The organism is Mycolicibacterium bacteremicum (assembly GCF_002086115.1).
Lineage (GTDB): Bacteria > Actinomycetota > Actinomycetes > Mycobacteriales > Mycobacteriaceae > Mycobacterium > Mycobacterium bacteremicum.
In genome coordinates this window covers 1-25,444 of record NZ_MVHJ01000046.1, presented here as the reverse complement: position 1 = coordinate 25,444, position 25,444 = coordinate 1, and the positions used below count along the sequence as shown (strand labels likewise).

Annotated in this window: 27 protein-coding genes, 4 tRNA genes, 2 pseudogenes and 1 riboswitch; of the genes and pseudogenes, 19 read left to right on the top strand and 14 right to left on the bottom strand. The window is 67.3% G+C overall.

The window, feature by feature from the left end; translation table 11 throughout:
* Positions 1-320: pseudogene (locus BST17_RS27570) on the top strand (HNH endonuclease signature motif containing protein); the annotation flags it as partial.
* Here BST17_RS27570 and BST17_RS27565 read toward each other — a convergent pair.
* From BST17_RS27565 to BST17_RS27555, 3 genes are read right to left on the bottom strand one after another with little or no spacing between them, the layout of a single operon-like run.
* A complete protein-coding gene (locus BST17_RS27565; protein WP_083062190.1) occupies positions 317-1,114 on the bottom strand; it encodes an NADPH-dependent oxidoreductase in 798 nt (265 codons plus the stop codon). The pseudogene BST17_RS27570 and the gene BST17_RS27565 overlap by 4 nt on opposite strands.
* Positions 1,114-2,124, bottom strand: coding sequence for an aldo/keto reductase (locus BST17_RS27560; protein ID WP_083062189.1), 1,011 nt, complete (start codon positions 2,122-2,124; stop codon positions 1,114-1,116). Before BST17_RS27560 ends, BST17_RS27565 begins: the two co-directional genes overlap by 1 nt.
* Before the next feature lie 23 nt (positions 2,125-2,147).
* Entirely contained in the window at positions 2,148-3,089 is a 942-nt protein-coding gene (locus BST17_RS27555) for a TauD/TfdA dioxygenase family protein (protein WP_083062188.1), read from the bottom strand.
* Positions 3,090-3,423: 334 nt separating this feature from the next.
* On the opposite strand from BST17_RS27555, the gene BST17_RS27550 reads away from it, so the two are divergent.
* Together BST17_RS27550 and BST17_RS27545 are read left to right on the top strand one after the other, a co-directional pair.
* The gene (locus BST17_RS27550) at positions 3,424-4,356 is read left to right on the top strand and encodes a LysR family transcriptional regulator (RefSeq protein WP_083062187.1); all 933 of its coding nucleotides are present in this window, start codon (positions 3,424-3,426) and stop codon (positions 4,354-4,356) included.
* A gap of 107 nt (positions 4,357-4,463) precedes the next feature.
* The gene (locus BST17_RS27545) at positions 4,464-5,801 is read left to right on the top strand and encodes an LLM class flavin-dependent oxidoreductase (RefSeq protein ID WP_264002128.1); all 1,338 of its coding nucleotides are present in this window, start codon (positions 4,464-4,466) and stop codon (positions 5,799-5,801) included.
* Positions 5,802-5,828: 27 nt separating this feature from the next.
* Here BST17_RS27545 and BST17_RS27540 read toward each other — a convergent pair.
* Positions 5,829-6,688 (bottom strand): annotated as a pseudogene (locus BST17_RS27540) (polysaccharide deacetylase family protein).
* 54 nt (positions 6,689-6,742) lie between these two features.
* Here BST17_RS27540 and BST17_RS27535 point away from each other — a divergent pair.
* The 3 genes from BST17_RS27535 to BST17_RS27525 all read left to right on the top strand — a co-directional run bounded on the left by BST17_RS27535 (position 6,743) and on the right by BST17_RS27525 (position 9,735).
* Entirely contained in the window at positions 6,743-7,123 is a 381-nt protein-coding gene (locus BST17_RS27535; RefSeq protein ID WP_083062186.1) for a MerR family transcriptional regulator, read from the top strand.
* A 106-nt stretch (positions 7,124-7,229) separates the two neighbouring features.
* A complete protein-coding gene (locus BST17_RS27530) occupies positions 7,230-8,363 on the top strand; it encodes an LLM class flavin-dependent oxidoreductase (RefSeq protein ID WP_083062185.1) in 1,134 nt (377 codons plus the stop codon).
* A 7-nt stretch (positions 8,364-8,370) separates the two neighbouring features.
* Positions 8,371-9,735, top strand: a complete 1,365-nt coding sequence (locus tag BST17_RS27525; protein WP_083062184.1) for an NtaA/DmoA family FMN-dependent monooxygenase — start codon at positions 8,371-8,373, stop codon at positions 9,733-9,735.
* Here BST17_RS27525 and BST17_RS27520 read toward each other — a convergent pair.
* On the bottom strand, positions 9,719-10,822 hold the full coding sequence (locus tag BST17_RS27520) for a DUF1214 domain-containing protein (RefSeq protein WP_083062183.1): 1,104 nt from the start codon (positions 10,820-10,822) through the stop codon (positions 9,719-9,721). The genes BST17_RS27525 and BST17_RS27520 overlap by 17 nt on opposite strands.
* Entirely contained in the window at positions 10,819-11,394 is a 576-nt protein-coding gene (locus tag BST17_RS27515) for a TetR/AcrR family transcriptional regulator (protein WP_083062182.1), read from the bottom strand. Before BST17_RS27515 ends, BST17_RS27520 begins: the two co-directional genes overlap by 4 nt.
* Before the next feature lie 28 nt (positions 11,395-11,422).
* On the opposite strand from BST17_RS27515, the gene BST17_RS27510 reads away from it, so the two are divergent.
* From BST17_RS27510 to BST17_RS27480, 7 genes are all read left to right on the top strand, one after another.
* Positions 11,423-12,661: a sulfotransferase family protein gene (locus tag BST17_RS27510; RefSeq protein ID WP_083062181.1), complete on the top strand. Its 1,239-nt coding sequence runs from the start codon at positions 11,423-11,425 to the stop codon at positions 12,659-12,661.
* Between the two features lie 68 nt (positions 12,662-12,729).
* Complete coding sequence (fdxA, locus tag BST17_RS27505; RefSeq protein ID WP_083062180.1) at positions 12,730-13,083, top strand: ferredoxin; 354 nt, start codon at positions 12,730-12,732, stop codon at positions 13,081-13,083.
* Between the two features lie 115 nt (positions 13,084-13,198).
* Positions 13,199-13,912: a superoxide dismutase gene (locus BST17_RS27500; RefSeq protein ID WP_083062179.1), complete on the top strand. Its 714-nt coding sequence runs from the start codon at positions 13,199-13,201 to the stop codon at positions 13,910-13,912.
* Positions 13,913-13,926: 14 nt separating this feature from the next.
* Positions 13,927-14,121, top strand: a riboswitch (cobalamin riboswitch).
* 71 nt (positions 14,122-14,192) lie between these two features.
* Positions 14,193-15,197 (top strand): ABC transporter substrate-binding protein, encoded by a 1,005-nt coding sequence (locus BST17_RS27495; RefSeq protein WP_234807859.1) that lies wholly within the window; start codon positions 14,193-14,195, stop codon positions 15,195-15,197.
* Positions 15,198-15,210: 13 nt separating this feature from the next.
* Positions 15,211-16,215 carry a FecCD family ABC transporter permease gene (locus BST17_RS27490; protein WP_234807858.1) on the top strand — a complete coding sequence of 335 codons (1,005 nt, stop codon included), beginning with the start codon at positions 15,211-15,213 and terminating at the stop codon, positions 16,213-16,215.
* Positions 16,212-17,243 carry a FecCD family ABC transporter permease gene (locus BST17_RS27485; RefSeq protein ID WP_083062177.1) on the top strand — a complete coding sequence of 344 codons (1,032 nt, stop codon included), beginning with the start codon at positions 16,212-16,214 and terminating at the stop codon, positions 17,241-17,243. Before BST17_RS27490 ends, BST17_RS27485 begins: the two co-directional genes overlap by 4 nt.
* Positions 17,240-18,028, top strand: a complete 789-nt coding sequence (locus BST17_RS27480) for an ABC transporter ATP-binding protein (RefSeq protein WP_083062176.1) — start codon at positions 17,240-17,242, stop codon at positions 18,026-18,028. The genes BST17_RS27485 and BST17_RS27480 overlap by 4 nt, the downstream gene beginning before the upstream one ends.
* On the opposite strand, the gene pip is transcribed toward BST17_RS27480, so the two are convergent.
* From pip to BST17_RS27465, 3 genes are all read right to left on the bottom strand, one after another.
* Positions 18,021-18,944, bottom strand: coding sequence for a prolyl aminopeptidase (gene pip, locus BST17_RS27475; RefSeq protein WP_083062175.1), 924 nt, complete (start codon positions 18,942-18,944; stop codon positions 18,021-18,023). The genes BST17_RS27480 and pip overlap by 8 nt on opposite strands.
* A gap of 6 nt (positions 18,945-18,950) precedes the next feature.
* Positions 18,951-19,574 (bottom strand): flavin reductase family protein, encoded by a 624-nt coding sequence (locus tag BST17_RS27470; protein WP_083062174.1) that lies wholly within the window; start codon positions 19,572-19,574, stop codon positions 18,951-18,953.
* A 61-nt stretch (positions 19,575-19,635) separates the two neighbouring features.
* Positions 19,636-19,707 (bottom strand) — tRNA-Val (locus BST17_RS27465).
* Between the two features lie 145 nt (positions 19,708-19,852).
* Between BST17_RS27465 and BST17_RS27460 the strand changes: the two genes are divergently transcribed.
* The 5 genes from BST17_RS27460 (at position 19,853) to BST17_RS27440 (ending at position 21,660) form a co-directional block, all read left to right on the top strand.
* Positions 19,853-20,866 (top strand): alcohol dehydrogenase catalytic domain-containing protein, encoded by a 1,014-nt coding sequence (locus tag BST17_RS27460; protein WP_083062173.1) that lies wholly within the window; start codon positions 19,853-19,855, stop codon positions 20,864-20,866.
* A 22-nt stretch (positions 20,867-20,888) separates the two neighbouring features.
* The gene (locus tag BST17_RS27455; RefSeq protein WP_234807857.1) at positions 20,889-21,305 is read left to right on the top strand and encodes a DUF6636 domain-containing protein; all 417 of its coding nucleotides are present in this window, start codon (positions 20,889-20,891) and stop codon (positions 21,303-21,305) included.
* A 95-nt stretch (positions 21,306-21,400) separates the two neighbouring features.
* A tRNA-Gly gene (locus BST17_RS27450) sits at positions 21,401-21,473 on the top strand.
* A 27-nt stretch (positions 21,474-21,500) separates the two neighbouring features.
* Positions 21,501-21,574: transfer RNA gene (locus BST17_RS27445), tRNA-Cys, on the top strand.
* Positions 21,575-21,585: 11 nt separating this feature from the next.
* Positions 21,586-21,660, top strand: a tRNA-Val gene (locus BST17_RS27440).
* Positions 21,661-21,826: 166 nt separating this feature from the next.
* Here the strand turns inward: BST17_RS27440 and BST17_RS27435 are convergent.
* The 5 genes from BST17_RS27435 to BST17_RS27420 form a co-directional block, all read right to left on the bottom strand.
* The gene (locus BST17_RS27435) at positions 21,827-22,171 is read right to left on the bottom strand and encodes an STAS domain-containing protein (protein ID WP_083062172.1); all 345 of its coding nucleotides are present in this window, start codon (positions 22,169-22,171) and stop codon (positions 21,827-21,829) included.
* A 111-nt stretch (positions 22,172-22,282) separates the two neighbouring features.
* On the bottom strand, positions 22,283-22,933 hold the full coding sequence (locus BST17_RS27430; RefSeq protein WP_083062171.1) for a GAF domain-containing protein: 651 nt from the start codon (positions 22,931-22,933) through the stop codon (positions 22,283-22,285).
* 135 nt (positions 22,934-23,068) lie between these two features.
* Positions 23,069-23,812, bottom strand: coding sequence for an Rv2253/PknI dimerization domain-containing protein (locus tag BST17_RS27425; RefSeq protein WP_083062170.1), 744 nt, complete (start codon positions 23,810-23,812; stop codon positions 23,069-23,071).
* Positions 23,813-23,829: 17 nt separating this feature from the next.
* Complete coding sequence (locus tag BST17_RS29110; RefSeq protein WP_133053608.1) at positions 23,830-24,018, bottom strand: hypothetical protein; 189 nt, start codon at positions 24,016-24,018, stop codon at positions 23,830-23,832.
* Between the two features lie 51 nt (positions 24,019-24,069).
* Positions 24,070-24,879 carry a hypothetical protein gene (locus BST17_RS27420; protein ID WP_083062169.1) on the bottom strand — a complete coding sequence of 270 codons (810 nt, stop codon included), beginning with the start codon at positions 24,877-24,879 and terminating at the stop codon, positions 24,070-24,072.
* Between the two features lie 138 nt (positions 24,880-25,017).
* On the opposite strand from BST17_RS27420, the gene BST17_RS27415 reads away from it, so the two are divergent.
* A partial coding sequence (locus BST17_RS27415; RefSeq protein ID WP_407937776.1) for an alkaline phosphatase D family protein occupies positions 25,018-25,444 on the top strand: 427 nt, incomplete at its 3' end.

Below are 25,444 nucleotides of genomic sequence, written 5' to 3'. Positions count from 1 at the left end.
GCCGCATCCACCACCTCATCAAAACCTTCCACTGCGGGCCCGGCGGCTGGACCGACCGCCAACACCCCGACGGCACCATCACCCTCACCGCCCCCACCGGCCGCACCTACACCACCACACCCGGCGGCCGCCTGTTCTTCCCACAACTCGGCACCGCCACCGCCGAACTACCCACCATCGACATGCCACCACCGAATCCGCATCGGAATCTGGCTGCCCCGAGGAGATCTCGCACTCGGGCCCAGAACCGCGCCTACCGCATAGCCCACGAACGCGCACTCAACCGCGCCCACATTGACGCCGACCCACCCCCGTTCTAGCGCGACGGCAACCCGAGCCGTTGCAGATGTTCCCGGAGCCGATGCCGGCCCGACAGTGAGTTCGGGCCGGCCAGCCGGGCGATGACCCGCTCGCTCCAGTCCCCCGGTAATCCATGCCGGCGGTTGTAGGCCGCCAACCGCTCGTCATAGATCCCGATGTGGGCGTCGGCCGCGTCGGCGTCATACCGCTCGTGGTGCAGCACCGCCTGCTGCGGCAGACGCGGTTTGATACCGGCGTTCTCGGTCGGATCGGGTGTCCCGACCGCCAGCCCGAAGGCCGCGACGGTGTGCGGCGGCAACCCCAGTTCGGCGGCCACCTGCTCGGGGTGGTTACGGAGCGCACCCACGAACACCGTTCCCAGACCCAGTGATTCCGCGGCCGTCACCGCGTTCTGTGCAGCCAGCGCCGTGTCGACGAACCCGATGATGGTGCTCTCCAGATAGTCCGCACCGTCGAGCGGCGCTCCGGCCCGCTGCGCGACCCGACGGACCCGGCCCAGGTCGGCGACCCAGACCAGCAACAACGGGGCCTCGTTGATGAACTGCTGCGCCGCAGCCAGTTCGGCCAGTCGCGCCTTGCGATCGGTATCCCGGACCGCGATGACGCTCCACGGCTGCAGGTTGGAACTGGTCGCCGCCGACTGAGCGGCGGCGACCAGCGCCGCAAGGTGCTCATCGCTGACAGGTTGCGCGGTGAACTTACGGACCGAGCGATGTGCCAGCTGAATCGCCAGCGTCTCGTTGTGCACGGCCAGCGATGCCTCGGAATCGCCGTACCGGGATATGACGGTCACTAGGCCGAGCGCACCGCGGTGTCGAGTTCGGGTGCCTCGGTGCCGAGGTTCTCCGGGCGGATGGAGCGATGCCCGGCCACCTGTCCGGCGATCGACTCCAGCCGCAGCAGCTGCGCCTCCTCGAGCACCACATCCGCGGCCCCGACGTTCTCCCGCAGGTATTCCACGTGCCGGGTCCCCGGGATCGGCACCACATCCTGGCCACGGGAGAGCACCCAGGCCAGCGCCACCTGCCCGGGCTTCGCCCCGACCTCACCGGCGATCTCGACGACGGTATCGGCCAGCGCCAGGTTCTGGTCGAACACGTCGGCACCGAACCGCGGATGCTTGAGCTGATTGCCGCCGATGTCGTCGCGGGTGCGTACCCGGCCGGTGAGCCAGCCGCGTCCCAGCGGCGAATACGGCACGATGCCGATACCGAGTTCCCGGGCCACCGGCACGGTGTCGTTCTCGATGTCCCGGGTGAAGATCGACCACTCGTTCTGCACCGCGGCGATCGGATGGACGGCGTGCGCACGACGCAACGTCTGCGGTCCGGGCTCGGAGAGTCCGATATGGCGGACCTTGCCCGCGGTCACCAGGTCGGCCAGTGCGCCCACGGTCTCCTCGATGGGCACCTGCGGGTCGACCCGATGTTGGTAGTACAGGTCGACGTGGTCGATGCCGAGGCGCCGCAGCGATGCCTCGATCGCGGTGCGGATGTATTCCGGCCGGCCGTCGAGGGCGCGGGGGTTGGTGTCCCGGTCCAGGGTGTTGCCGAACTTGGTCGCGATGGTCAGGCCGTCGCGCCGTCCCGCGATCGCCCGGCCGAGCAGGATCTCACTGAACTCCGGTCCGTAGATGTCGGCGGTGTCGAACAGCGTCACCCCCGCATCGATCGCGGCGGCCACCAGATCCTTGGCCTGCGTCTCATCGGCCGCGTCGGCCCCGCTGCGAAAGCTCATGAATCCGAGCCCGATCGCCGATACCTCGGGTCCGTTCGTGCCCAGCCGGCGACGTTCGACAGTCATCTGATTCTCCTCTGTGTGATTGTTCAGGATCCGTGAAACGGTTGGCCGGAGACCGATTCGGACTCGCGGCCGTCGACGCCCCGGGGCACATCGCCTTCCAGCGTCACCCGGTAGAGCACCCGGTCGTAATCCAGGTGACCGGCATCCGGGATGGCCAGGTGTGCGGTGGCACGGTTGTCCCAGAATGCCACGCTGCCCGGCGCCCAGCGGAACCGCACGGTGAACTCGGTGCGGGTGGCCTCATGCCACAGCAGGTTCAGGATCGCCTCGCTCTGCGTCGGCGAGTATCCCCGTATCTCGCGCGCGCCGCGGGTGAATCCGGGGCTGACGAACAGGGCCCGCTCGCCGGTGACCGGGTGCACCCGAACCACCGGGTGATAGGACACCAGGTTGGCCTCGCGCACCTTACGATCGCGCTGGCTGTCCGCCGCCGCACGGGCGTTGAATTGGTGGCGGACATCCAGCTTGTCGGCGAACTCACGCAGATCGCGGGGCAGGTTCTCATAAGCCGCAACCAGATTCGTCCAGGCCGTGTCCCCGCCGTAGGGAGGCAGGATGTGGGCGCGCAGGATCGACGCCGCGGGCGGGTTGATCAGCGCGGTGACATCGGTGTGCCAGCTGTTGTCGTAGGAGGTGCGTTTGCGGCCCAGGTGTCGCTCGTAGCGGCGGCTGTCGATCGGCAGGATCTCGGGAAAGCCCTCCGGCGGCTCCTCCTCGTGCGGGTGTGCCGGGGTCACCTTGCCGAAATTGCGGGCGAACGCGATCTGCTCGGCGTGACCGATGTCCTGGCCGCGGAAGAAGATGACCTTGTAGGTGTGCAGCGCATCGCGGATGTCGGTGACGACACCGGGCTCCAACGGCCCCCGCAGGTCGACACCGCGGATCTCGGCGCCGATGTAGCCGGCCAGTGGTTCGATATCCAAGCCGGTGTCGATGGATTGCCTGGTATCGGCGAGATCGGTCATGGGAACTCCTCGAGTGTGGTGTGCAACCAGCGTCGAATCCGACCGCGCGGCGAACAAGCACCTTTGACTACCGGAACCCTTCAGCTCGGCTTAACACCAATTACATGCGCGCTGATTCTTGCCCGGTCCGGCTGTCATAGCTGATCAGGGCCGTGAGCACGACCCGGGTCTGGCACCGCGGTACCGGTACGGCACGCATTCTGCGACGATCTTCGTTGTGATCTCGGTGGATCTCGTTGCGCGACGCCACGTCGATCTGATGCGTGTGCGCAGCGCGATCTGTTGTCGCTGACCGCGCTCCGTCGCCGTCGGCCTGCCACAGGGGGATTCACCAATGCTCGACCTTCGTCGCATGATGCTGCTGTCCGACCTCGCCGATCTCGGCTCGGTCACCGCCGTCGCGGAGCGGCGCAGCATCACCAGCTCCGCTGTATCGCAACAACTTCGCGTCCTTGAGGAGGAGGCGGGGGCGGTTCTGTTCCGCCGCGACGGCCGCACTCTCGGGCTCACGCGGAGCGGGCAGGTGCTCGCCGAGCATGTCCGTCGCGTCCTGGTGGCGGTGGACGAGGCGGTGAGCGCAGTCGCCGAAACCCGTGATCACGTCAACGGGCAGGTCGCCATCGCCACCTTCAACATGGGCCTGCCGATGCTGGCCGCGCCGACCATGCGGCGTTTGAGCGCCGACGAACCCGACCTGCGCATCCAGGTGCAGCAAGAGACCAGTGCGGCCGCGCTGCGGTTGCTGCGGCAGGGCGAAGTGGACCTGGCGTTGACGTGCCGGTACGACTTCGGCGGCGAGGATTCGTCGGGCGGCCTGATTGCCGAGCCTCTGCTCCATGAGCCGCTGGTCCTGTTGGCGCCGAAGGCCGCCCATCTGAAGATCCGCAAGAACGGCTTGGCGGCCTTGTCCAATGGGCCGTGGGTTACCGGTCCCCAAGACTCCGGGCTCGGAGTGGCGGTCATGCGGGCCTGTGAAGGTGCGGGCTTCACCCCGCAGATCAAGCATCGGTTGATCGGCGCGCAGAACATCTGCGATCTGGCCGCCACCGAGATCGCCTCGGCGATCGTGCCACGGTTGTCGGTGCCGACCGGTCTGGAGGGGCTCATCGTGCCCGATATCGAGGTCGGTGGCCGCACGGTCAGTGCTGTCGTGCGAGCGGGCCGACAGCGCGATCCCAATATCGCCCTGATCCTTCGCACGTTGCACACCGTGGCCGCAGACGCCCTGCCGGCGGCCGCGCCCGAGGAACTCGGCGTCGCGTCTTAACGATTCTCGTAGTGAAAGTCCGCTGATCCACCTCCGCCGGGCCGCTACGTTGCAACCCGGGGGGTCATTTCCGCTGTCCCGAAAGAGTCTCGTAGGAGGTCAGATTGGTGGGCGAACGACAGCTGCATCTGAACGCGTTCCTGATGAGCACCGGCCACCACGAAGCGTCATGGCGGCTACCCGAGAGCAATCCGTTCGCGGCGACCGACGTCGCCCACTACGCGGAACTGGCACGCATCGCCGAACGCGGAACTTTCGATTCACTGTTCCTGGCCGACAGTCCGCAACTCAACGGTGATGTGGGCCGGCGTCCGCTCGGCGTGCTGGAACCACTGACATTGCTGACCGCACTGGTCGCGGTGACCGAGCGGATCGGACTCGTCGCCACCGCGTCGACGTCCTACAACTCGCCCTACAACCTTGCCCGCCGGTTTGCCTCGCTGGACCACGTCAGCGGCGGACGTGCCGGATGGAATGTCGTGACCACCGCCACCGCCGAGGCGGCCCGCAACTTCGGGCTTGAGGAGTTGCCGGACCATTCGGCGCGGTACGCGCGCGCCGACGAGTTCATCGACGTTGCCCGAAAGCTCTGGGACAGTTGGGAAGACGACGCCGTGCTGGCAGACAAGTCGGGAGGCGTCTGGGGCGACCAAGCCAAGATCCACCCGGCCGCACACCGTGGTGACCACTTTTCCGTCCAGGGCGCCCTGAATATCCCGCGCTCCCCGCAGGGCTATCCGTTGCTGGTGCAGGCGGGGTCCTCCGAAGACGGCAAGAGGTTGGCCGCCCGCCATGCCGAGGCGGTCTTCACCGCGCAACAGACGTTCGACGAGGCCCGAAGCTTCTACTCTGACCTCAAGCGTCGCGCCGTCGGCGCAGGTCGCGACCCTGATACCGTCAAGATTCTGCCCGGCATCGTGCCCGTGATCGGCAGTACCGAGGCCGAGGCCGCCGCCAAGGACCGGGAACTGGATGAAGCGATCGTCCCCATTTACGCCCACCGGCAACTCGCCACCACCTTGCGAATCCCGCTCGAGGAGTTGCCGCTGGACGACCAGTTACCGGCCGAACTGCTGCCGGAGGAGGAGATTCAGGGCGCCAAGAGTCGCTATACGCTGATCGTCGAGCTGGCCCGGCGGGAACGGCTGACGGTACGTGAGCTGATGGGCCGCCTCGGCGGCGGCCGAGGCCACCGGACGTTCACCGGCACACCCGAACAGGTGGCCGACACCATCGAAGAGTGGTTCCGCGGCGGGGTCGCCGACGGCTTCAACATCATGCCGCCCCTCTTGCCGACTGGTCTGGAGTCGTTCGTCGATCATGTCGTTCCGCTGCTGCGGGCTCGCGGTCTGTTCCGGACCGAATACACCGCGACGACGCTGCGCGGTCACTACGGGCTCGCCCGCCCGCTGAATGCGCATCTGCTGGCCGGGGCGGCCCGATGACACGTCCCCGGTTGATCCTCAATGCGTTCACCCGCCCTGTGGTGCTGCCGTGACGTGTGCGGCGATATCGTCGCTGGTGGTCAGCCACCCGTCGTCCTGCCCGGCCAGATAGGCCAGCACCTGCTCGAAGTACTTGTGCCGGAACGCCTGTCCGATGACGAACGGATGCAGCGCCAGCGCAAGAACCCGACCGGCACCGTCGGCGGCGTCGGCGCGCAGTTGCTCGTATTGATCGATGACCACCTGGACGAATTCCGGACCGGTGAAACCCTTTCCGAACAGCAACAGATCGTTGAGTTCCACCGAGTAGGGCACGCTGAGTATCCCGGGCACCCGCAACGGATAGGGCTGATCGTCGTTGGTCCAGTCGAGCACGTAGCGATAGCCCAGTTCGGAGAGCAATTCGGGAGTATGGTGCGTCTCGGTCAGGCCCGGACCCATCCAGCCCCGCGGCGACCGCCCGGTCGCCGCGGTGATGGTGTCGGTGATCTCGGTGAGGATCCGGCGTTCCTGTTCGACGTCGAACCCGTTGTGCAGGATGGAGTTCGTCTGTCCGTGGGCGAGCCATGTCCAATTCCGTTCGCGGCCGGCATCGATGATCTGCCGATGATGCTCGATGACGGCGGAGTTCAACAGCACGCTGGGCGTAACCCCGTGCGCATCCAATGCATCGATGGCCGCCAGACTCCCACCCGGGCGCCGTAGTCGCGCCAGCCGTAGTTCAGCGCGTCGGGTACCAGCTCGGCGGTGCCGGGCCAGATGCTGGTCGAGGGCCGGTCCGGAAGGAAGTGTTCGATGTTGAGGCCGATGTACACGGCGACTTTCGCTCCGCCTGGCCAGCTCAGCGGTGGGCGTTCGGTTATGGGGCTGTAGTCGAAAGGAAGCATGCCGCACGGTAGGAGCTGACACCGATGTCAGGGTCAAGTCGGTATAACGGATCCATGCGTATCGGTGAGTTGGCCCGGCGCACCGGGGTCAGTGAGCGATCCCTGCGCTACTACGAGCAGCAGGGTCTGCTGGTCTCGTCCCGCACGGCCGGCGGTCAGCGCGAGTATGCCGAGCAGGCGGTCGACCGGGTGATCCACATCCAGGAATTGTTCGCGGCGGGTTTGGCCAGCAGGACCATCTACGGGTTGCTGCCGTGTATGCGTGATCACGACGGCGGACCCGCACCGCACGCCACCGAACGCCTGGTCGACGAACTGACCGCCGAACGCGACCGGCTCGACCGTGCCATCCGCGACCTCGCCGGATCGCGCGCGGTGCTCGACGATGTCATCGCGGCGGCGCAGCCCGAATCAGGCTGCGTAGATCCCTTGTAACCGCAGCCCAGCGGCGCAGACTGGGTGGACACCCGCAGTGGGTGTGGAATGGCCGGTCGATGCGGACCGTTACGCCGGGGAGACCGCACGAAAGCGAGAAACACCTGTGGCACCTCTTCACCTCGGCATCGCCCTGGACGGCACCGGGTGGCACCCCGCGTCGTGGCGGTTGGCCGACGCGCGGCCCACTGACCTGCTGACGGCGCCCTACTGGACCGAGCTGGTGGCCGAGGCCGAACGCGGCCGGGCGGATTTCGTGACCATCGAGGACGGCCTGGCATTGCAGTCGGATCATCCGTTCCGCCCCGATGACCGGACCGACCGGGTGCGCGGCCGGGTCGACGCCGTGCAGGTTGCGGCCCGCGTCGCACCCCGAACCCGGCATATCGGACTGATTCCGACCGCGATCACCACCCACACCGAGCCCTTCCACCTGTCCAAGGCGATCGCCACGCTCGACTACGTCAGCGCCGGCCGTGCCGGCGTTCGGGTCCAGGTGTCCTCGAACCCTGAGTCGGTTGGCCATTTCGGCCGCGAGATCGCCGATGACGGTCTGGCCGAGGCGGCCGACTATGTGGAGGTGCTGCGGCGGTTGTGGGACAGCTGGGAGGACGACGCGGAGATCCGCGATGCGGCCACCGGCCGCTTCATCGACCGGGAGAAGTTGCACTACATCGATTTCGAAGGCCGCTGGTTCTCGGTGAAGGGACCGTCGATCACCCAGCGCCCGCCGCAGGGTCAGCCGTTGATCGCCGCCCTCGGCCATGGCGACCCGGCTTACACACTGATCGCGGCCGCCGCGGATCTGGGGTTCATCACCCCGCACACGGCCGACGAGATCGGCACCATCGGTGACACCATCGCCGCGCAGCGGCCCGCCGGTGCCATCGCCGTCCGGATCATCGCCGACCTGGTGGTGTTCCTGGCCGACACGGCGACCGCCGCCGCGGCACACCGTGCGCAGCTCGATGAGCTGCTGGGCCGCGAATACATCAGCGATGCCGAGATTTTCGTCGGCACGCCGGCGCAACTGGCCGACCTGTTGGGCCATTGGCACACCGCCGGCGCCGACGGCTTCCGGTTGCGACCCGCGACCATTCCGCACGATCTGCATCAGATCACCGAGGGCCTCGTCCCCGAACTGCAACGCCGCGGGATCTTCCGCGACAGCTATGACGGGGCCACTCTGCGTGATCTGTTGGGACTGTCCCGTCCTGCCAACCGGTACGCACACTCCTAGGACTGTCATGAGCAAGCCGATCAAGCAGATTCACCTTGCCGCCCACTTTCCCGGGGTCAACAACACGACGGTGTGGAGTGACCCGAACTCGGGCAGCCACATCGACTTCCGATCGTTCACCCACTTCGCGCAGACCGCCGAGCGCGGCAAGTTCGACTTCCTGTTCCTCGCCGAGGGACTGCGCCTGCGCGAACAGGGCGGCAAGATCTACGACCTGGATGTCGTCGGCCGTCCGGACACCTTCACGGTGCTCGCCGCGCTGGCCGCGGTCACCGACCGCCTCGGACTGACCGGCACCATCAACTCGACGTTCAACGAGCCCTACGAGGTGGCGCGGCAATTCGCTTCGCTGGATCACCTGTCCGGGGGGCGAGCAGCGTGGAACGTGGTGACATCCTGGGATGCCTTCACCGGTGAGAACTTCCGGCGCGGGGGGTTCCTGGCCGAGGATCAGCGGTACGCACGCGCTGAGAGCTTCCTGGCCGCCGCGCACACCCTGTTCGACTCCTGGCACGGTGACGAGATCATCGCCGACAAGGATGGCGGCCGGTTCCTGTCCACCGGTGACGCCGGCCGGTTCGCCTATCAGGACGAGCATTTCGACATCTCCGGTCGGTTCAACGTGCCGCGCAGCCCACAGGGCCGCCCGGTCATCTTCCAGGCCGGTGACTCCGATCACGGACGTGAGTTCGCGGCCCGCGCCGCCGACGCCATCTTCTCCCGACACGGGACGCTGACCGAAGGGCAGGCCTTCTACGCCGATGTGAAGGGGCGCCTGGCCGCCTACGGACGTCGTCATGATCAGCTGTTGATCTTGCCCGCGGCGACGTTCGTGCTCGGCGACACCGATGCCGAGGCCGCCGATATCGCCCATGAGGTTCGGTTGGCGCAGGTATCCCCCGCCACGGCGATCAAGTTCCTCGAACAGCTGTGGAATCGCGATCTGTCCGATCACGATCCGGACGGTCCGCTGCCGTCGGTCGATCCGATCGTCGGGGAGAACACCATCGCCCGCGGCCGGGCCAGCGTGCGGATGCACCGCGACCCGATCGCGGTGGCAAACGAGTGGCGCGCCAGGGCGGAGGCCGAGAACCTCAGCACCCGGGAGCTGATCATCGAGGTGACGGGCCGGCAGAACTTCGTCGGTTCTGCGGCGACGGTGGCCGAGCAGATCAACACGCTCGTGCAGGAGGATGCCAGCGACGGGTTCATCCTGGTACCGCATGTCACGCCCGCCGGGCTGGACCCGTTCGTCGACACGGTGGTCCCGCTACTGCAGGAGCGCGGGGTGTTCCGCGCCGATTACACCGGCACCACGCTGCGCGAGCATCTGGGCCTGCAGCCGGCGCCGCAGCTCAGTCCACTGCGGTAGGCGCCTGCGCGATGTTCACCAGCCGCACCTGCGGCCGGTCCGGTACCTTGTCGGCCAGGAACCACCGGAATGCCAGGTTCCCCCGCGGGTAGTCCAGCGTGGTCAGCGAATTCGGGTGCGCGGTCTGACCGCGCGACAGCACGACTGTCACCGAACCATCGCTGTTGGGGATCGCGGTGTGCCCGTTGACGGAGCTGCGCGCGTCCCGTATCCCGGGCACGGCCATGAACTGGTTCCACACCACCAGGTTCCAGAACCGGCAGGCCGGCGGCCGGTGGGTGATCACCAGTGCCTCGTCCTCGGCGAGCTCGAAGCTGCCGTAGCTATAGCAGGCGTCGCGGGCCGACCAGCCGAAGTTGACGTCGGGAACCTGGTAGGGAGCCGCGAAATCGTTGGCGGACATCGCCGTTTCGTGACCCAGGTTGTGTGCGTCGTCGCTCCGCACGCCGACCGCGAGCGGCAGGATGGCGAACATGGTGCGCATCCAGGCGGCACTGGACCGCAGTGCCGCGGCGGTTTCGCTGTCACCGTGCCGGAACGGCTCGGGTTGCTCCAGCGCCTCGATCTCCCAGCGGACCGCCCGACCGGTATGCGGATCGGCCTGGTAGTCGCGGGTCATCAACACCGCGGCCTCGGGTTGCGGGCCGAACTCGAAAGAAAAGTTGCCGGCCTCGTCGATATCGAGCTGGTCATCACGGAACAGCGCGACGATGCGATCCGACCAGGCGCCGGGAGACGGCTCGTTGTACGCCGTCACCGAGAAGTAGACGCTGTCACCGCGATTGCCGCTGATGCGGTAGCGACGCGTCGGGTCGACCGGACAGACGTAGTAGATGGCGTCGGTGTTGTCCCCGCCCCAGCGCCGGTCCGGGCGCCACGGCGAATTGACCTCCAGCCACTGCGGGCGGCTGGGGTCGGCGAACAGGTAGGTGTCCAGCGCGACGCCCAGAGTGGTGGCCAGCATCCGGTAGCCGTCGCCGATGTGCCGGTCGTCGGTGACGGCCTTGTCGCCCTCCAGGAAGGAGCGATCCAGATCCCGGAGCGTGTCGAGCAATTCGCGCCAGGCGGTGGTGGATTCGTGCATCATGGACTGATTCCTTTCGCGATCAGGGTGGCGGTGCGGTCGACCCACGCCTCGTCGGGGGCGGCGCCGCGGCCGAGCAGCGCGATGAAGGTGATACCGGCGATCGACTCGGCCAGGTCGGTGGCGGTGACATCACCGCGGACCTCGCCACGGGTGACCGCGGCATCGAGATACTCGCCGAGACCGCGCACGATGATGTCGCCGAAGCGCTCCAGCAGCCTGGTGTGCAGTGCCGGGTCGGCGGCCATCTCGCCGACCAGACCTGGCAGTGCCGCGCGGGCGGCCGGTGCGCCGAGCACCGCGAGGGTACGACGCACCATCTCCCGGATATCGCCGAACAAAGTTCCGGTGTCCGGTAATTCGGTGCCGGCATCGATCGGGAAGACCGCCTCGTGGACCAGAGCGGCCTTGCTGGGCCAGCGTCGGTAGATGGCCGGCTTACTGGTGCCGGCACGCTCGGCGATCGCACCGACCGTCAACTCGGCATAGGGCATGTCACCGATCAGGTCGACAGTGGCGCGCAGCACGGCATCATCGATCCGCGGATTGCGGGGGCGCCCGATCTCTGTCGTCATTACGAAACTCAGAGTAACATAAAGCGATGTGACCGACACCACAGTGGAGCTCGACGATCTGGCCGAGCCGCGGTACAGCGTTGCGGCTCAACAGATCCGCGACATGATGGCGGCGATCGCGGCGGACTTCCCGCTCGATGTCGACGCTCTGCACGCCCGCGCCCGGGCCGACACCGGACTGACCGATTTCGGGCCCGATGACTACCGCGAGCGGCTGCACCGCTACGTCGGCGAACTGTGTGAGATCCCGATGCACGGCCCCGGGTTGGTGAACTTCCACAGCCAGCTGGTGCAGTGGCTCAAGAACCGGCTGTTGCTGACCGATCTACTCAAGCGTCATCCGCAGATCCGCGATATCGAGGTATTGGCACCGGTGGTGATCGCCGGACTCCCCCGCACCGGCACCACGCATCTGCACAACCTGCTGGCGGCCGCGCCGACCTTCCGCAGCCTGCCCTACTGGGAGGGCGTGGAGCCGTTCCCGTTGCCCGCCGAAGCCGGTGTGACACCGGATCCGCGCATCACCCGGATGGACATGGCGGTACAGGTGATGGACACCCTGATGCCGCACTTCGCGCTGATGCACGAGATGACGACCGAGCATGTCCACGAAGAGATTCAGCTGCTGGCCAACGATTTCTCCACCATGCTCATGGAGACCCTCGCCGACGTGCCGCGCTGGAGCGAGTACTACTGGTCACGGGATCAGACGAGCTCCTATGCGTATCTGCGCACCCAGCTGCAGGCCCTGCAGTTCCTGCGCGGCGGCCGACGCTGGGTGCTCAAATCCCCGCAGCACCTGGGCCAGCTCGCGGTACTCGACAACGTCTTCCCCGACGTGGTGGTGGCGTTCACCCACCGCGACCCGGTGCCGGTGGCGCTGTCGATGATCGCGATGATCACCTACAGCGAGCGCATGCACCGTGACCGCGTCGACGTCGCCGGTACTGCAGCGGGTTGGGTGCGGCGCCTGGAGAAGCTGCTCGGTGAGTGCGTGCGCCAACGCGAGACCATCCCGCCCGAGCGTTCCATCGACATCCGCTTCGACGATTTCATGGCCGACGAGATCGGCGTGGCCGAGCAGGTGTACGCGCTGGCCGGGGAGCCGTTCGACGGACCGGTGCGTGCCGCCATCGGCACCTATCTGGACGGGCATCGTCGTGGTCGGCTCGGCAGGGTCGCGACGTCGGCGCAGATGTTCGGCCTGGACGAAGACGACCTGCGGGCCCGGTTCGCGAAGTACTCGGCACGGTTCCTCGATCAGTGACCAAAGTCCTCTCCCTTCCGGGCCTTTGGCCTCCGGCGCGGCGCCCGGCCGGCCCCTACCGTCGTGTCATGACCTATGTGATCGGCTCCGCCTGTATCGACGTGATGGACAAGTCATGTGTGGCCGAATGCCCGGCCGACTGCATCTATGAGGGTGCCCGCTCGATGTACATCAACCCCGACGAGTGTGTGGACTGCGGCGCGTGCCGCATCGCGTGCCGGGTGGACGCGATCGCCTACGAATCCGACCTCGACGATGACGAGCTGCCCTACCTGGCCGACAACGCCGCCTTCTTCGAGACGGTGCTTCCTGGGCGCGATACCGCCCTGGGCAGCCCCGGCGGCGCCGGATCGGTCGGTCGAGTCGGTGTGGACACCCCGCTCGTAGCGGCCATGCCGGTGCGCGAAGTTCCCGCGCACTGATCTCGTGGCCAGGCGGAATCATCCGGCACAGCCGTCGTACAGGAGCTGGGCCGCCGGCTGAGAGCACGCTCAGCGGCGATGTTTGAGCCTGCACGCTGCTGGAGACAAGCAGGACATGAAATATCGCCTGACGGTCATCCTCGCCGCGTTCGTCGCCCTGGTCGCTCCGAGCGTGGTGGTGACCCACGTCGCCGCGCTCTCGCGCGCCGAGACGGGCTTCCAGCTACCGGCGCTGCCGTATCCGACGGCCGCGCTGGAACCCGTGATCGACACCCAGACCATGGAACTGCACCACAACAAGCACCACCGCGCCTACGTCGACGCACTCAACGCGGCGGTGGCGGCGGACCCGGCGCTGCAGGGTCGTTCGCTGGAGGATCTGGTGGCCGCGGCGGGCACGCTGCCCACCGTGGTCCGCAACAATGCCGGTGGGCACTGGAATCACAGCTTCTTCTGGGAGACCATGACACCGGCGAGCCAGAGCGGAGCCCCGTCGCCGGACCTGCAGGGCGCCATCGACCGGCAGTTCGGTTCGATGGAGGCGTTCCGGGCGGCATTCAACGACGCCGGCACGAAGCGATTCGGGTCCGGTTGGGCATGGTTGATCGTCGACGGCAGTGGAGATCTGGCCATCACCTCGACCCCCAACCAGGACAACCCGCTGATGGATGTCGCCGAGGTCAAGGGCACACCGCTGCTGGGTAACGACGTCTGGGAGCACGCGTACTACCTCAAGCACCAGAATCGCCGGGGTGAGTATCTGAACGCCTGGTGGCAGGTCGTCGATTGGGACACCGTGTCGCAGCGGTACGCGGGTGCCGCCAGCTGACGAGGCGTCCCTGATAGCCTCCACTCAGCCGTGGTGTTCGGGAAGCCGGTGTGATACCGGCGCGGCCCTCGCCACTGTGATCGGGAATTGCTACCTCCCTTTCCGCCGCCCCCGTGCGGCGGGCCACTGAGACCGCTGAGGTCTTGGGAAGGCAGGGAAGTCGCGTCATACCCGTCAGCCAGGAGACCGGCCACGGCGACGAAGTACCCCATCCACGAGGATCTGGAGAGGCTGGCTGACCGTGGCCCGTTTGTTGTCCCCTACCCGCGCCACGATTGCCGTGGCCCTTGTCATCGCTACCGTCGCGGCCTGTGCGAGCAATGGCTCCGAGCAGGCCGCCGAACCCCCGGCCGAGGCGGTGACCGTCGAGAACTGCGGCATCGATGTCACAGTCGATCAACCGCCGCAACGCGTCTACGCCGCGTATCAACCCGCCACCGAAATCGCCCACGCACTCGGGATCACCGACCGACTGGTCGGCACCGCGTTCCTGGACTCTCAGGTGCTACCCGAATACGCCGCCGCCCAGGAGGGCGTGCCTTATGTCCCGCAGCTGCCGACCCGCGACGGCCTGCTGGCGGCCGAACCGGATTTTGTGCTGTCGGGTTATAACAACTTCTTCGCCGAGGGCAGTGGCGACACCAGCGTCGGCACCCGAAGCAGCCTGTCGGAGTTGGGGATTCAGTCCTGGATCCTGAGCCCCTTGTGTCCCAGCGAGGACGGCCTGTCCGACGAGGCGATCGATCCGGCATCGGTGCGGGTCGACACGATCTATCAGGATCTGCGCGACCTGGGCACCATCTTCGGCGCCCAGGAGCGGGCCGAAACTGTCATCGCCGATCAGCAGCAGCGGATCGCTGCCGTCCAGCAGGCCGTCGAGGGTGCCGACCGCCCGTCGGTGGCCATTCTGCTCGTCGATGACGACGGCGGCTATCGCGTTGCCGGCGGTATCGACTTCGGCACCCAGATCGTCGAACACGCCGGTGGGGTGAATGCGTTCGCTGATCTGACGCAGCGCAGGCATATGGACGTCGACATCGAGGAGATCATCCGCCGCGATCCCGATGTCATCTTGACCAGCGTGTGCTGTGACATCTCCTTCACCGCCGAGAGCGGTGCCGAGGAGGCCGCCGCGATCGCCCGCAACCCGGCGCTGGCCGGGGTGACGGCAGTGCGCAACGGTCAGGTGCATCCGTACCTGTTCTCCGACCGGGCCGCCGGGGTCCGGGCCGCGCACGCCGTCGAGGTGGTCGCCTCGATCCTGCACCCCAACCGGGTCGACTGACATTCGCCGCGGTGTGCTGCAGGTCGGCTGGGGCCGCCTGCTCGGACTCGTCGTCGCCGCCGTTGTGCTCGCCGGCGTGACATCGGCGTCGATTCTGATCGGGAACTTCTCGGTCACCGTCGGTGATGTGTTTGCGGCGATGTCGCGTCCTGCCACAACCGATCTCGATCGGATCATCGCGCACATCCGGATTCCCCGCACCGTCACCGGCCTGTTGGCCGGGACGGCGCTGGGGATCGCGGGCGCGGTCATGCAGGGGATCACGCGCAATCCGCTGGCGGGCCCGGGCATCCTCGGGATCAACTCCGGCGCCGCGCTGGCGGTGGTGCTCGCCATGACGTTTTTGGGCGTCAGCACCGCCGCCGGCTACGTCTGGTTCGCCTTCGCCGGTGCCGCGATCGCGGCGGTGTTCGTCTACGCGCTCGGATCGCTTGGGCTGGGCGGGGCAACCCCGGTGAAACTGTCGCTGGCCGGGGCGGCGTTCACCGCTTTCGTCGGTGCGATCACTTCGGCGATCACCATCTTCGACGCGACCACGCTCGACGATTTCCGGTTCTGGGTGGTCGGGTCACTCACCCGGGCCGACCATGGCGCGCTCGCGGCGGTGGCACCGTTCATCACGGTGGGGATCGTCGCTGGTGTGGTGACCAGTCGGACGCTCAATGTGCTTGCCCTCGGCGACGATATGGCCCGCAACCTCGGAACCCGCCTGTGGTCGGCACGCATCGCGGCCGCGGTGTCGGTGGTACTCCTCGCCGGGGGTGCCACCGCGATCGCCGGGCCGATTGCGTTCATCGGACTGGTGGTCCCCCATATCGCGCGGCTGATCACCGGTCCGGATTACCGCTGGATCATGGCGTGGACACTGCTACTGGCACCCACCCTGCTGCTCGTCGCCGACATCTTGGGCCGAATCCTGGTTTCTCCTCAGCAACTTCAGGTCGGCATCATTACCGGGCTCGCCGGGGCACCGTTCTTTCTCTACCTGGTGCGCAACCGGAAGGTCTCCGGGCTGTGAGCAGCCGTGTCGTCACCGCCGGACCGATCGCGTTGCGCGTGCACCGCACCGCTGCCCTGATCACCGTAATCGCCGGTGTTGCCGCTCTTTCGGTCGCCGTGGTGTCGTTGACCCTCGGCGAGTTCCCGATCACGGTGTCCGATGTTCTCACGGTGCTGAGCGGCGGGGGCAGTCTCATCGAGCGCGATATCGTGCTTGGCGACCGGCTGCCCCGGGTGACCACCGGCCTCGGGGTGGGCGCGGCGTTCGCCCTGTCCGGGGCGATCCTGCAACGGATCGCCACCAATCCGCTGGTGAGTCCCGATGTCATCGGCATCAACTCCGGTGCCGCATTCGGGGCGTTGATCGTGGTCACCGTGCTCGGCGGCAGCGGCACCACCCTGGTGGTGGGCGCGTTGATCGGCGCGTTGCTCACAGCGGCGCTGATTCTGTTGATCGCCTATCAGCGTGGGCTGCAGGGGTTCCGGTTGGTCCTGGTGGGCATCGGGGTGGCATCGATGCTGACGTCGGGCATCTCGTATCTGTTGACCCGCGCCGACGTGCACGAGGCGATGTCGGCGGCGGTCTGGCTGACCGGCAGCTTGGCCAACCGTAACGCGTTGCACGTCGCCGTCATCGGCGTCACCCTGCTGTTCGTGGTGCCCGCGCTGGCGGTGTCGGCGCGCCACCTGCGGCTGCTGGAACTCGGTGACGATCTGGCCAGGACGCTGGGTACCCGTCAACGTCATCGGATGTGGCTCGTCCTGCTGGCGGTGACGCTGGCCGCGATGGCGACCGCCGCCGCCGGGCCGATCGGCTTCGTGGCCCTGGTCGCCCCGCAGATCGCCCGCCGTCTGGTGGCCGAACGGCACACCGGTCTGGCGCCGGCGGCCGCCATCGGGGCGCTGCTGGTGGTCGGCGCCGACCTGGCCGCCAGGCTGGTGTTCGCGCCCATCGCCATGCCGGTCGGCATCCTCACCGCGATCCTCGGCGCGCCCGTACTGCTGTATCTCCTCGCTCGCGCGAACCGGATCGGAGCCGCTGGATGAACACTCTGACAACCCAAAACCTGAGTCTGGGCTATGCCGGCCGCACCATCGTCGAGTCGGTGAGCACCGAACTACCGGCAGGCAAGGTGACCGTCATCATCGGGCCCAACGGCTGCGGCAAGTCGACGTTGCTGCGGGGGCTGGGACGCCTGCTGGCGCCGCAGGGCGGTGTCGTGCATCTGGACGGACGCGACCTGGCCGGCATCGGGGTACGCGAACTCGCGACGAGCATCGGTCTGCTGCCCCAGCAGCCGATCGCACCGGACGGCATCACGGTGGCCGATCTCATCGGCCGGGGACGTCATCCGCACCAACGATGGTTCCGGCAGTGGAGTGCGGCCGACGCGAAGGCCGTCGACCGCGCGATGACGGCCACCGAGCTGACAGAACTGGCCGACTCGCCGATCGACGAGCTGTCCGGCGGTCAGCGCCAACGGGTTTGGATTGCGCTGACGCTCGCCCAGGACCCCGCCGTCATGCTGCTCGACGAACCGACGACATATCTGGATCTCGCGCATCAACTCGACATCCTGGGCCTGCTCGCGGCGATCAACATCGAGCATCGGCGAACCATAGTCCTGGTACTGCACGACCTGAACATGGCGGCCCGCTATGCAGATCATCTCGTCGCGATGCGCGACGGACAGATCGTCGCCCAGGGGTCCCCGCACGAGATCGTCACCGCCGACATGGTGCGGGAGGTGTTCGGCGTCGACGCCACCGTCATCACGGATCCGGTCACCGGGTCTCCGTTGGTGCTGCCGCACCCGCGACCTGTCATGTGAAACGGGAAACAGCCCGTGCAATCGCGGCTTTCATCGCCGGGCTACCGGTGTGCCCGGAATCGTCGATGGTCACGAGTTCGGCGTCGGGCCACGCCCGCGCGAGTTCCCACGCGGTCAACAGCGGGGCCGACATGTCCAGGCGGCCGTGAATCAGGACCCCCGGGATACCTGACAGCCGGTGCGCGTCCCGGAGCAACTGCCCGTCCTCGAGCCAGCCGTGGTGGGCGAAGTAGTGGGTGCAGATGCGCACGAAAGCGAGCCTGGCATCTCCGGACTTGGCGCTGTATTGACCTGGTGCGCCCTGGTTTTCATGAGCGATTGCGGCGTCCTCCCAGGCGCACCAGTCGCGGGCGGCGTTGTCCCGCACGGTGGCGTCGCGGTCCTCCATCAATCGGCGATAGGCCTCAACAAGGTCATCGTCTCGCTGCTCGGCCGGCACGCCGGCGCGGAACCGCTCCCACTGTTCGGGCAGCAGGAGCCGAAGACCCCGGTACAGCCAGTCGATCTCCGCAGGCCGGGTCATCGTGACCCCGATCAGGATCATGCCCTCGACCCGTTCCGGGAACCGCTGGGCATACGCCAGGATCAGCGTCGACGCCCACGATCCGCCGTACAGCAGCCACCGTTGCACGCCGAGGTGCTCGCGCAACGCCTCCATGTCCGCCACCAGATGCCAGGTGGTGTTCACGCTCATGTCCGTGCTCGGATCGGCCGCGCCGGGCACGCTGTCACCGCAGCCGCGTTGGTCGAAGGTGATGATGTCGAACGTGTTCTGGTCGAAGGTCCGGTGCGCCGTGCGGGAGCGACCGCTGCCCGGCCCGCCGTGCACCATCAGCACGGTGCGGGCCGTCGCATTTCCGCGCCGCTCCCAGAAGATCTGGTTGCCGTCGCCGACGTCGAGCAGGCCCGCAATCACCCTGGATCAACCCGGCCGGTGCATGGTGAACACACCGTCCGGACCGGCCTCGGAGTAGTTCGCCGGGCCACCCCCGCGCAGGATCGGCCGCGGGCCGGTCGTGTCGTAGACGCCGTCGACGAGCCACTGCCGGTCGATGTGCGCCGCGATCACCTGCCCGAACACCATCCAGGTGTCGACGGTCTTGCCATCGGTGTCCTGCAGCTGGATGAGTTGGGTGAGTTTGCATTCGAAGTTGACCGGGCTCTCCAACACCCGCGGTGCGGCGATCGTGGTCGACGGCACGGCGGTCAGTCCCGCGCGCTCGAACTCGTCCACCTCCGGCGGCACCGACGCCGACGTCTCGTTCATGGCGGACGCCAGGTCACGGGTGGCCAGGTTCCAGACGAACTCGCCGGTGGCGTCGATGTTGGCGACGCTGTCCTTCCACCCGACCGAGGAGAACCCGATGATCGGCGGGTGGTAGTTGAAACCGTTGAAGAAGCTGTAGGGCGCGAGGTTGCGCACGCCGTCGGCGCCGCGGGTGGAGATCCAGCCGATCGGTCGCGGCCCGACGATGGCATTGAACGGATCGTGCGGCAGCCCGGTGCCCTCGGCGGTCCGGTAGAAGTGCGCCTGCGGCCCGGCCATCGTGTCTTTCTCCCATCGCGGCGACAAAGCAAAAGAACCGCCCGAAGGCGGCTCTTGCTTGTGGTCCCGACTGGGATCGAACCAGTGACCTTCCGCGTGTGAGGCGGACGCTCTCCCTCTGAGCTACGAGACCGGGGAACGAGGAGGAAGACTAGCACGCGCTTACCGGCCAGCTGGAATCCCCTGGTCATGATGGCGCCATTTTCACCTCAACTGGGCTGCCTGAGCACCCATGCGCGGGTAGACATGAATCACACACCCCGACAGGAGGATCTCAGATGGCACGACATCGTGCGGTACACGTCGCATCGGCCGGAGCAGCGCTGGAACTCACCGAGGTCGACACCTCCTCGCCGGGCCGCGACCACGTGCGGATCGCGGTCTCGGCCTGCGGGGTGTGCGGTACCGACCATGCGTTCGTCAACGGCGCCTTTCCCGGCCTGAGCTGGCCGCTGACCCCCGGTCATGAGATCGCCGGCACGATCGCCGAGATCGGCGACGGCGTGCAGGAATTCGCGGTCGGCGACCGGGTGGCCGTGGGCTGGTTCGGGGGCAACTGCGGGCACTGCACCCAATGCCGCAAGGGCGATTTCATCCACTGCGAGAACGGGCAGATCCCCAGCTGGCACTACCCCGGCGGCTACGCCGAGTCGGTGATCGCCCCGGCCACCGCACTGGCCCGGATCCCCGATGACCTGTCCTTCGCCGAGGCGGCGCCGATGGCGTGTGCCGGGGTGACCGTCTTTCACGGGCTGCGCGAGACGAGCGCGAAGCCCGGCGACCGGGTCGCCGTGCTCGGCGTCGGCGGCCTCGGCCACCTCGGGGTGCAGTTCGCCCGCGCCATGGGCTTCGAGACGATCGCCATCGCGCGGGGCGCCGACAAGAAGCAGGACGCCCTGGATCTGGGTGCCCACCACTACGTGGACTCCAAGGCCGGCGATGTCAGCGAGGCGCTGCAGGCCCTGGGCGGGGTGCAGGTGGTGCTGGCGACGGCGGCCAACTCGCAGGCAATGGCCGACACCGTGGGTGGACTGCTGCCGCGCGGGCAGTTGATCGTCGTCGGCGTGACGCCCGACCCGCTGCCGGTCAGCCCACTGCAGCTGATCACGCCGGGAGTGAGCATCACCGGACATCCCTCGGGCACCGCGCGCGATGTCGAGGACACCATGAAGTTCGCCGTGCAATCCGGGGTGCGGGCCCGCATCCAGGAACTGCCGCTGGCGCAGGCGGCCGAGGCCTACGCGGCCATGGACACCGGCAAGGCCCGCTACCGAATGGTGCTCACGGTCTGACCTGGGGCATTAGATTTGCGCCATGATCGCGCAGATGGTGGCGGTGGCCGCCGCGGTCGGTGCGGCCGCGGCGGTGTGCGCCGGCCCGGCCGGGGCCGACGACCTGGCCCACTTCAGCTCCCCCAGTGGGAACGTCGGGTGTGTGCTCGACGTCGACTACGTCCGCTGCGATATCTCCGAGCGGGACTGGGCGCCGCCGGCGCGGCCGGCCGACTGTGAGTTTGATTACGGACAGGGCATCGCCCTGTCGCCGGGCGGGCCCGTCGAGTTCGTATGTGCTGGGGATACGACCCTCGGCGGAGCCGAGACGCTCGACTACGGCCAGACGATCACGCGCGGGTCGCTCAGTTGCACCAGCACCGAGCGCGCCATGTCGTGCCGGAACACCGACTCCGGCACGGGCTTCTCGATCTCACGCCAGGTTTACCAGGTGTTTTAGGGCCGATTGCCTGCATGTTTCAAGTGATTTGGAGTTACTCGTGTGGTTGGACTAATGTTCTGATCCGCACCGGGTGACGATCTCACCCGAGGCACGCGGATGTAGCGCAGTTGGTAGCGCATCACCTTGCCAAGGTGAGGGTCGCGGGTTCGAATCCCGTCATCCGCTCGAAGGTGCAGTGGCATCAACCCCAATGGTGGAGTGGCCGAGTGGTGAGGCAACGGCCTGCAAAGCCGTGCACACGGGTTCGATTCCCGTCTCCACCTCCAAGTTCGACCCGGCGCGATTAGCTCAGCGGGAGAGCGCTTCCCTGACACGGAAGAGGTCACTGGTTCAATCCCAGTATCGCGCACCACGTTCTACCAGCCGTCCAAATCTGGCATACGGCCTCCCACGGTCACGCGGACACATTCTGATTCGCGGTGTGTGCATATGCGCCGGAATGGGTACGCATATCCGCAGAGACGTTCCGACCGATGCGACCCGATGGACGCGCCGACTGGTCGTCTCTTTCTTCTTGCTCAGGTCCGCCCGAAGTTGAGGAACAGCAAGGCCTCGGCCCGCCCGACGAAGACCGGGATGACACTGTCCACACCGGTGAGCTTCATGGGCCGCGCCGTATACGGACCTTCAGCCACGACAACGACCCGGGTGGTGCCCAGGCCGCTTTGATATGTGTCGATGAGAACTTCCAACCCCGCGCTGGAGAGGAACTGCACGCCGGTCAGATCGATGACGAGCGAGTCGGGGGCCTTGTCCAGAATGGCGGCGGTCCGACGCGCCAGGTCAGGGGCGGTGACCACGTCGACCTCGCCGTGTACAGCGAGCACCACGGTTTTGTAGAAGTGGAGTTCGTACACGCGCATGTGTCTCGACCGAGAGTCAGCAGCCACGGCCTACGTTCCCTTCTGAGTCGAGTCCGAGAACTGCGACGTGGGCGGCTTTCCTGCACCCTCGGGCGAGTGTAAGGGGTTCAGTCAGCACGCCCGGTCGGACACCTCGAGCACGAAGTACTCCAGGATTTCCATATGGGCGCGCGCCCAGTAGCGCGGGTCGGAGTCGGCGACGCAGAACGCACCGATGATGTGACCATCCTTGCCGGCGACCGGGAACCCGAGAAGCGCCCGCAGCGATCCGTCGGCGACGCACGGGTGCTCGCGCAGATCGGGGTCGATATGCGCGTCGACGACAATCATCGGGCGCCGCGTCTCCAGGATGCGCTGCGCCACCGACCGCAACAACCGCTCATCCGCCGACCTGCCCATCGTCGTCGTGGTGCCGTTGGATTCCCGAAAGTCGTGCCGGTCGCGACCCACCATCGCGACGATGCCGGCCGGCACACCCAACGCCTCGGCCGCCAACCCCAGAATGCCCTGCAGCGAAACGTCTTTGGCATCGCCGAGGTTGCCGGCCGCGGGCGTCGATGCCGGAGACGGCAGCAGCCCGGTCGCCGCGAACGCGCTGCGCAGGTCATCGCAGCGCGCATCACCCTGGCGCTCCAGCTGTGCCAGCAACCGGTAGGCCACGGCGCGGCCGATGTAGGTTTCGACGGTTTCGCCGAGCAGGTGAGCTTGATCGGTCAGCAGCTTTTCCGCGGCAGCATCGAACAAGGGCAGGCGAACGGTCATTTAATTGTTTTCCCGTAAATTACTGAATCTATGCCTCACCGGCGAAAAAAGCTGTCGGACGCCGGTCGGTCGGCGCTGTGAGCTGCATTTATGCCGTCGCGGCCACGACGCGCCCGCCGCGTCCCCGACGTATGATCAATGTTGCTGGAGCGCGTCGCCCACTCGACTGGCATGCAGCGGCGTGCTCACGGTGTTGCCCTGATCTCCGCACTCGTTGCTCTCGACCACCGTGGTCAGGGCCCCGGTGAATGTTCCGGCGGGCCCGGGCGTGAACTCCAGGGTGACCTGGGTCCACGATTCGCCGGCGATGGAGCCGTCGTCATAGCTGCAGGTCGACTTCACCCGCGCGGGCGCGATATCGCGCCAGATCCCGTCGGTGAGCCGGAACGACAGGGTGCGGGCCCCGGCCATCGGCTGCCGGTCCGGACCGAGTACCTCGCCGGTGGCGGTGCAGATGCCGTCGGTACATGTCGAGGTCAGGGTCAACCAGTCCTGGGTCGGCGCGCCCTGCACACCCCACGTGACGTCGCCGCCGCCCTCCCGGCCGGTGTTCCGGTATGTCGCCCGATCTGGTTGGTATTCAACGTGATAGACGCCGTCAAGCAGATCGGTACGAGATTGCGGTGGGTCGTCGGGACCATCGCCGAGCGCCCACACGGCCACCGCGGAAGCGCCGGCGATCACCACCATGGCGGCAGCGACCGCGGTCGCAGTGATGCGACCGGGTGTCCACCACGGGCGCGGCGGCTCGGGGTCCTCGTCCAGGCCCCACGCAAAGGCCGATTGGGTATCGGCGTCGGCCACACCGGCCAACTCGGTGGGCGAGCCGGCATCGGCCAGAAACCCGGTGCGGTCATCGGCATCCGACGGCTCGGGCATTCCGACCGTGCCCCGGATCAGGCCACGTGGGCCGCGAGATCGCGGGCCGCCACCCAGCGGATCAACCGGCGCCGGCGCTCGGCGGTGCGTTCGGGATGCAGCGCAGCGTCGCGCTCGGCCACGATGGCCTCTTCCCAGGCACGTTTCATGTCATCGTCGTGGAACTGCACGGCATTGGCCATGGTCTGCACTCCCTTCCTCGACACCTCGTCAGCCTAGCGGCGGGATCTGACAACGCCGGACGATCGGCCGGCGCGTCACGTGCGGGCGGTCGCCTCGGCTGCGGCCAGCAGGTGCGCCAGGATCTTGATCGACGCGATGTCCGACGGTGTAAAGCCGTCCTTTTCCAGCGTATTGGCCGTCAACATCCCGAAGGCGACGGTATCGGCCCGCACGGCAACCGACACGAAGGACTTGTAGATCCGGCCCCTGCCGGTGTCCCACGTCGGCGGCACGTCGACGTCGATGTCATTGCTGCTTTCGACGTCACCGCTGTCGACCAGCGCCCACACGCCCTGATCGGTACCCACACCCTCGACGAACTGACTGGTGAACGAATCCTCTCGATTGATCGAATCCATATAGGAGCCGCACGTCATCACCCTGCTGCCGTCGGCGTGGCGTTGCACCCGGAAGTAGGCCGCGCGGGGCGCATCGCTCTGCATCAGGTCGCAGACCTTGCTGACGATGGCCGACCGGAAGCCGCTGATCTCGCGGTCTCTGCCCGCGGCGTCCAGGGCGGCGAACCGACGCAATTTGTCGGCCGTCCCCAGCATCGCGCCGTTGATCAACAGTGAGGTCCGCCGCGACTCGGCGCGCAACGCCTGCTCGAGGGTGGCCTTCTCACCTTCCTGCTGCGTCTTGTAGGCGCGCTCGTTGCCGAACTTGAACAACCCCGTGACCGCCGTCGCGACCGCCAGTGCGACCGTCGCGATGCGTAGTCCGAACTCCCATCCGCCGGAGGTCAGGTTGGTGAACAACGCCACCACCGCGGTCAGCACGGCAAGGACGGTCAGCGCCAGGTTGTACTGGAACGCCCGGTCCTTGACGGTCTTCTCGATCGGCACGGCCCGAAGCCTCTCACCTACCACCGTCAACTGCCGATACCGCCCGTACACGACACGTTCGGGTGGCGTCCGCCGGATCGCAGGACACCGTAGGCCGCCGCGTCGCCGGCCGGACACCTGCGCTGCCCAGACTCGGCCGTGTCTTCACCCCAGCCGAGCCGGCGCACGCTGCTCAAGGGCGCGGTCGTCCTCGGCGCCCTTCCGATCGTCGGCTTCACCGGCAGACCGCTGCCCCGGGATCCGTTCACCCTCGGGGTGGCATCCGGAGATCCCGGACCCGACGGGGTGGTGCTCTGGACGCGACTGGCGATCGACCCGCTCGCGGGCGACGGCCTCGGCGGCATGCCCGCGCGCGCTGTCGACATCGAGTGGGAAGTGGCCTCCGACGACGCCTTCCGCCGCGTCGAACGACGCGGCACCGTGACCGCCGTCCCCGAGTCCGCACACAGCGTGCGGGTCGAACTGCAGGGCCTGCGCCCCGGCGCCGACTACTTCTACCGGTTCCGCGCCGAAGGCCATCTGTCCCCCGCGGCGAAGGCACCCGCATCTTCGACGACAAGGGCAA

What these genes read in the sequence shown, in the direction of transcription:
- BST17_RS27560 (WP_083062189.1), bottom strand. Translation starts at nt 2,124, where the DNA reads ATGACTGTCGAACGTCGCCGGCTGGGCACGAACGGACCCGAGGTATCG.
- BST17_RS27555 (WP_083062188.1), bottom strand. Translation starts at nt 3,089, where the DNA reads ATGACCGATCTCGCCGATACCAGGCAATCCATCGACACCGGCTTGGAT.
- BST17_RS27550 (WP_083062187.1), top strand. Translation starts at nt 3,424, where the DNA reads ATGCTCGACCTTCGTCGCATGATGCTGCTGTCCGACCTCGCCGATCTC.
- BST17_RS27535 (WP_083062186.1), top strand. Translation starts at nt 6,743, where the DNA reads ATGCGTATCGGTGAGTTGGCCCGGCGCACCGGGGTCAGTGAGCGATCC.
- BST17_RS27525 (WP_083062184.1), top strand. Translation starts at nt 8,371, where the DNA reads ATGAGCAAGCCGATCAAGCAGATTCACCTTGCCGCCCACTTTCCCGGG.
- BST17_RS27520 (WP_083062183.1), bottom strand. Translation starts at nt 10,822, where the DNA reads ATGATGCACGAATCCACCACCGCCTGGCGCGAATTGCTCGACACGCTC.
- BST17_RS27515 (WP_083062182.1), bottom strand. Translation starts at nt 11,394, where the DNA reads ATGACGACAGAGATCGGGCGCCCCCGCAATCCGCGGATCGATGATGCC.
- fdxA (WP_083062180.1), top strand. Translation starts at nt 12,730, where the DNA reads ATGACCTATGTGATCGGCTCCGCCTGTATCGACGTGATGGACAAGTCA.
- BST17_RS27500 (WP_083062179.1), top strand. Translation starts at nt 13,199, where the DNA reads ATGAAATATCGCCTGACGGTCATCCTCGCCGCGTTCGTCGCCCTGGTC.
- BST17_RS27480 (WP_083062176.1), top strand. Translation starts at nt 17,240, where the DNA reads ATGAACACTCTGACAACCCAAAACCTGAGTCTGGGCTATGCCGGCCGC.
- BST17_RS27470 (WP_083062174.1), bottom strand. Translation starts at nt 19,574, where the DNA reads ATGGCCGGGCCGCAGGCGCACTTCTACCGGACCGCCGAGGGCACCGGG.
- BST17_RS27460 (WP_083062173.1), top strand. Translation starts at nt 19,853, where the DNA reads ATGGCACGACATCGTGCGGTACACGTCGCATCGGCCGGAGCAGCGCTG.
- BST17_RS27455 (WP_234807857.1), top strand. Translation starts at nt 20,889, where the DNA reads ATGATCGCGCAGATGGTGGCGGTGGCCGCCGCGGTCGGTGCGGCCGCG.
- BST17_RS27435 (WP_083062172.1), bottom strand. Translation starts at nt 22,171, where the DNA reads ATGCGCGTGTACGAACTCCACTTCTACAAAACCGTGGTGCTCGCTGTA.
- BST17_RS27430 (WP_083062171.1), bottom strand. Translation starts at nt 22,933, where the DNA reads ATGACCGTTCGCCTGCCCTTGTTCGATGCTGCCGCGGAAAAGCTGCTG.
- BST17_RS27425 (WP_083062170.1), bottom strand. Translation starts at nt 23,812, where the DNA reads ATGCCCGAGCCGTCGGATGCCGATGACCGCACCGGGTTTCTGGCCGAT.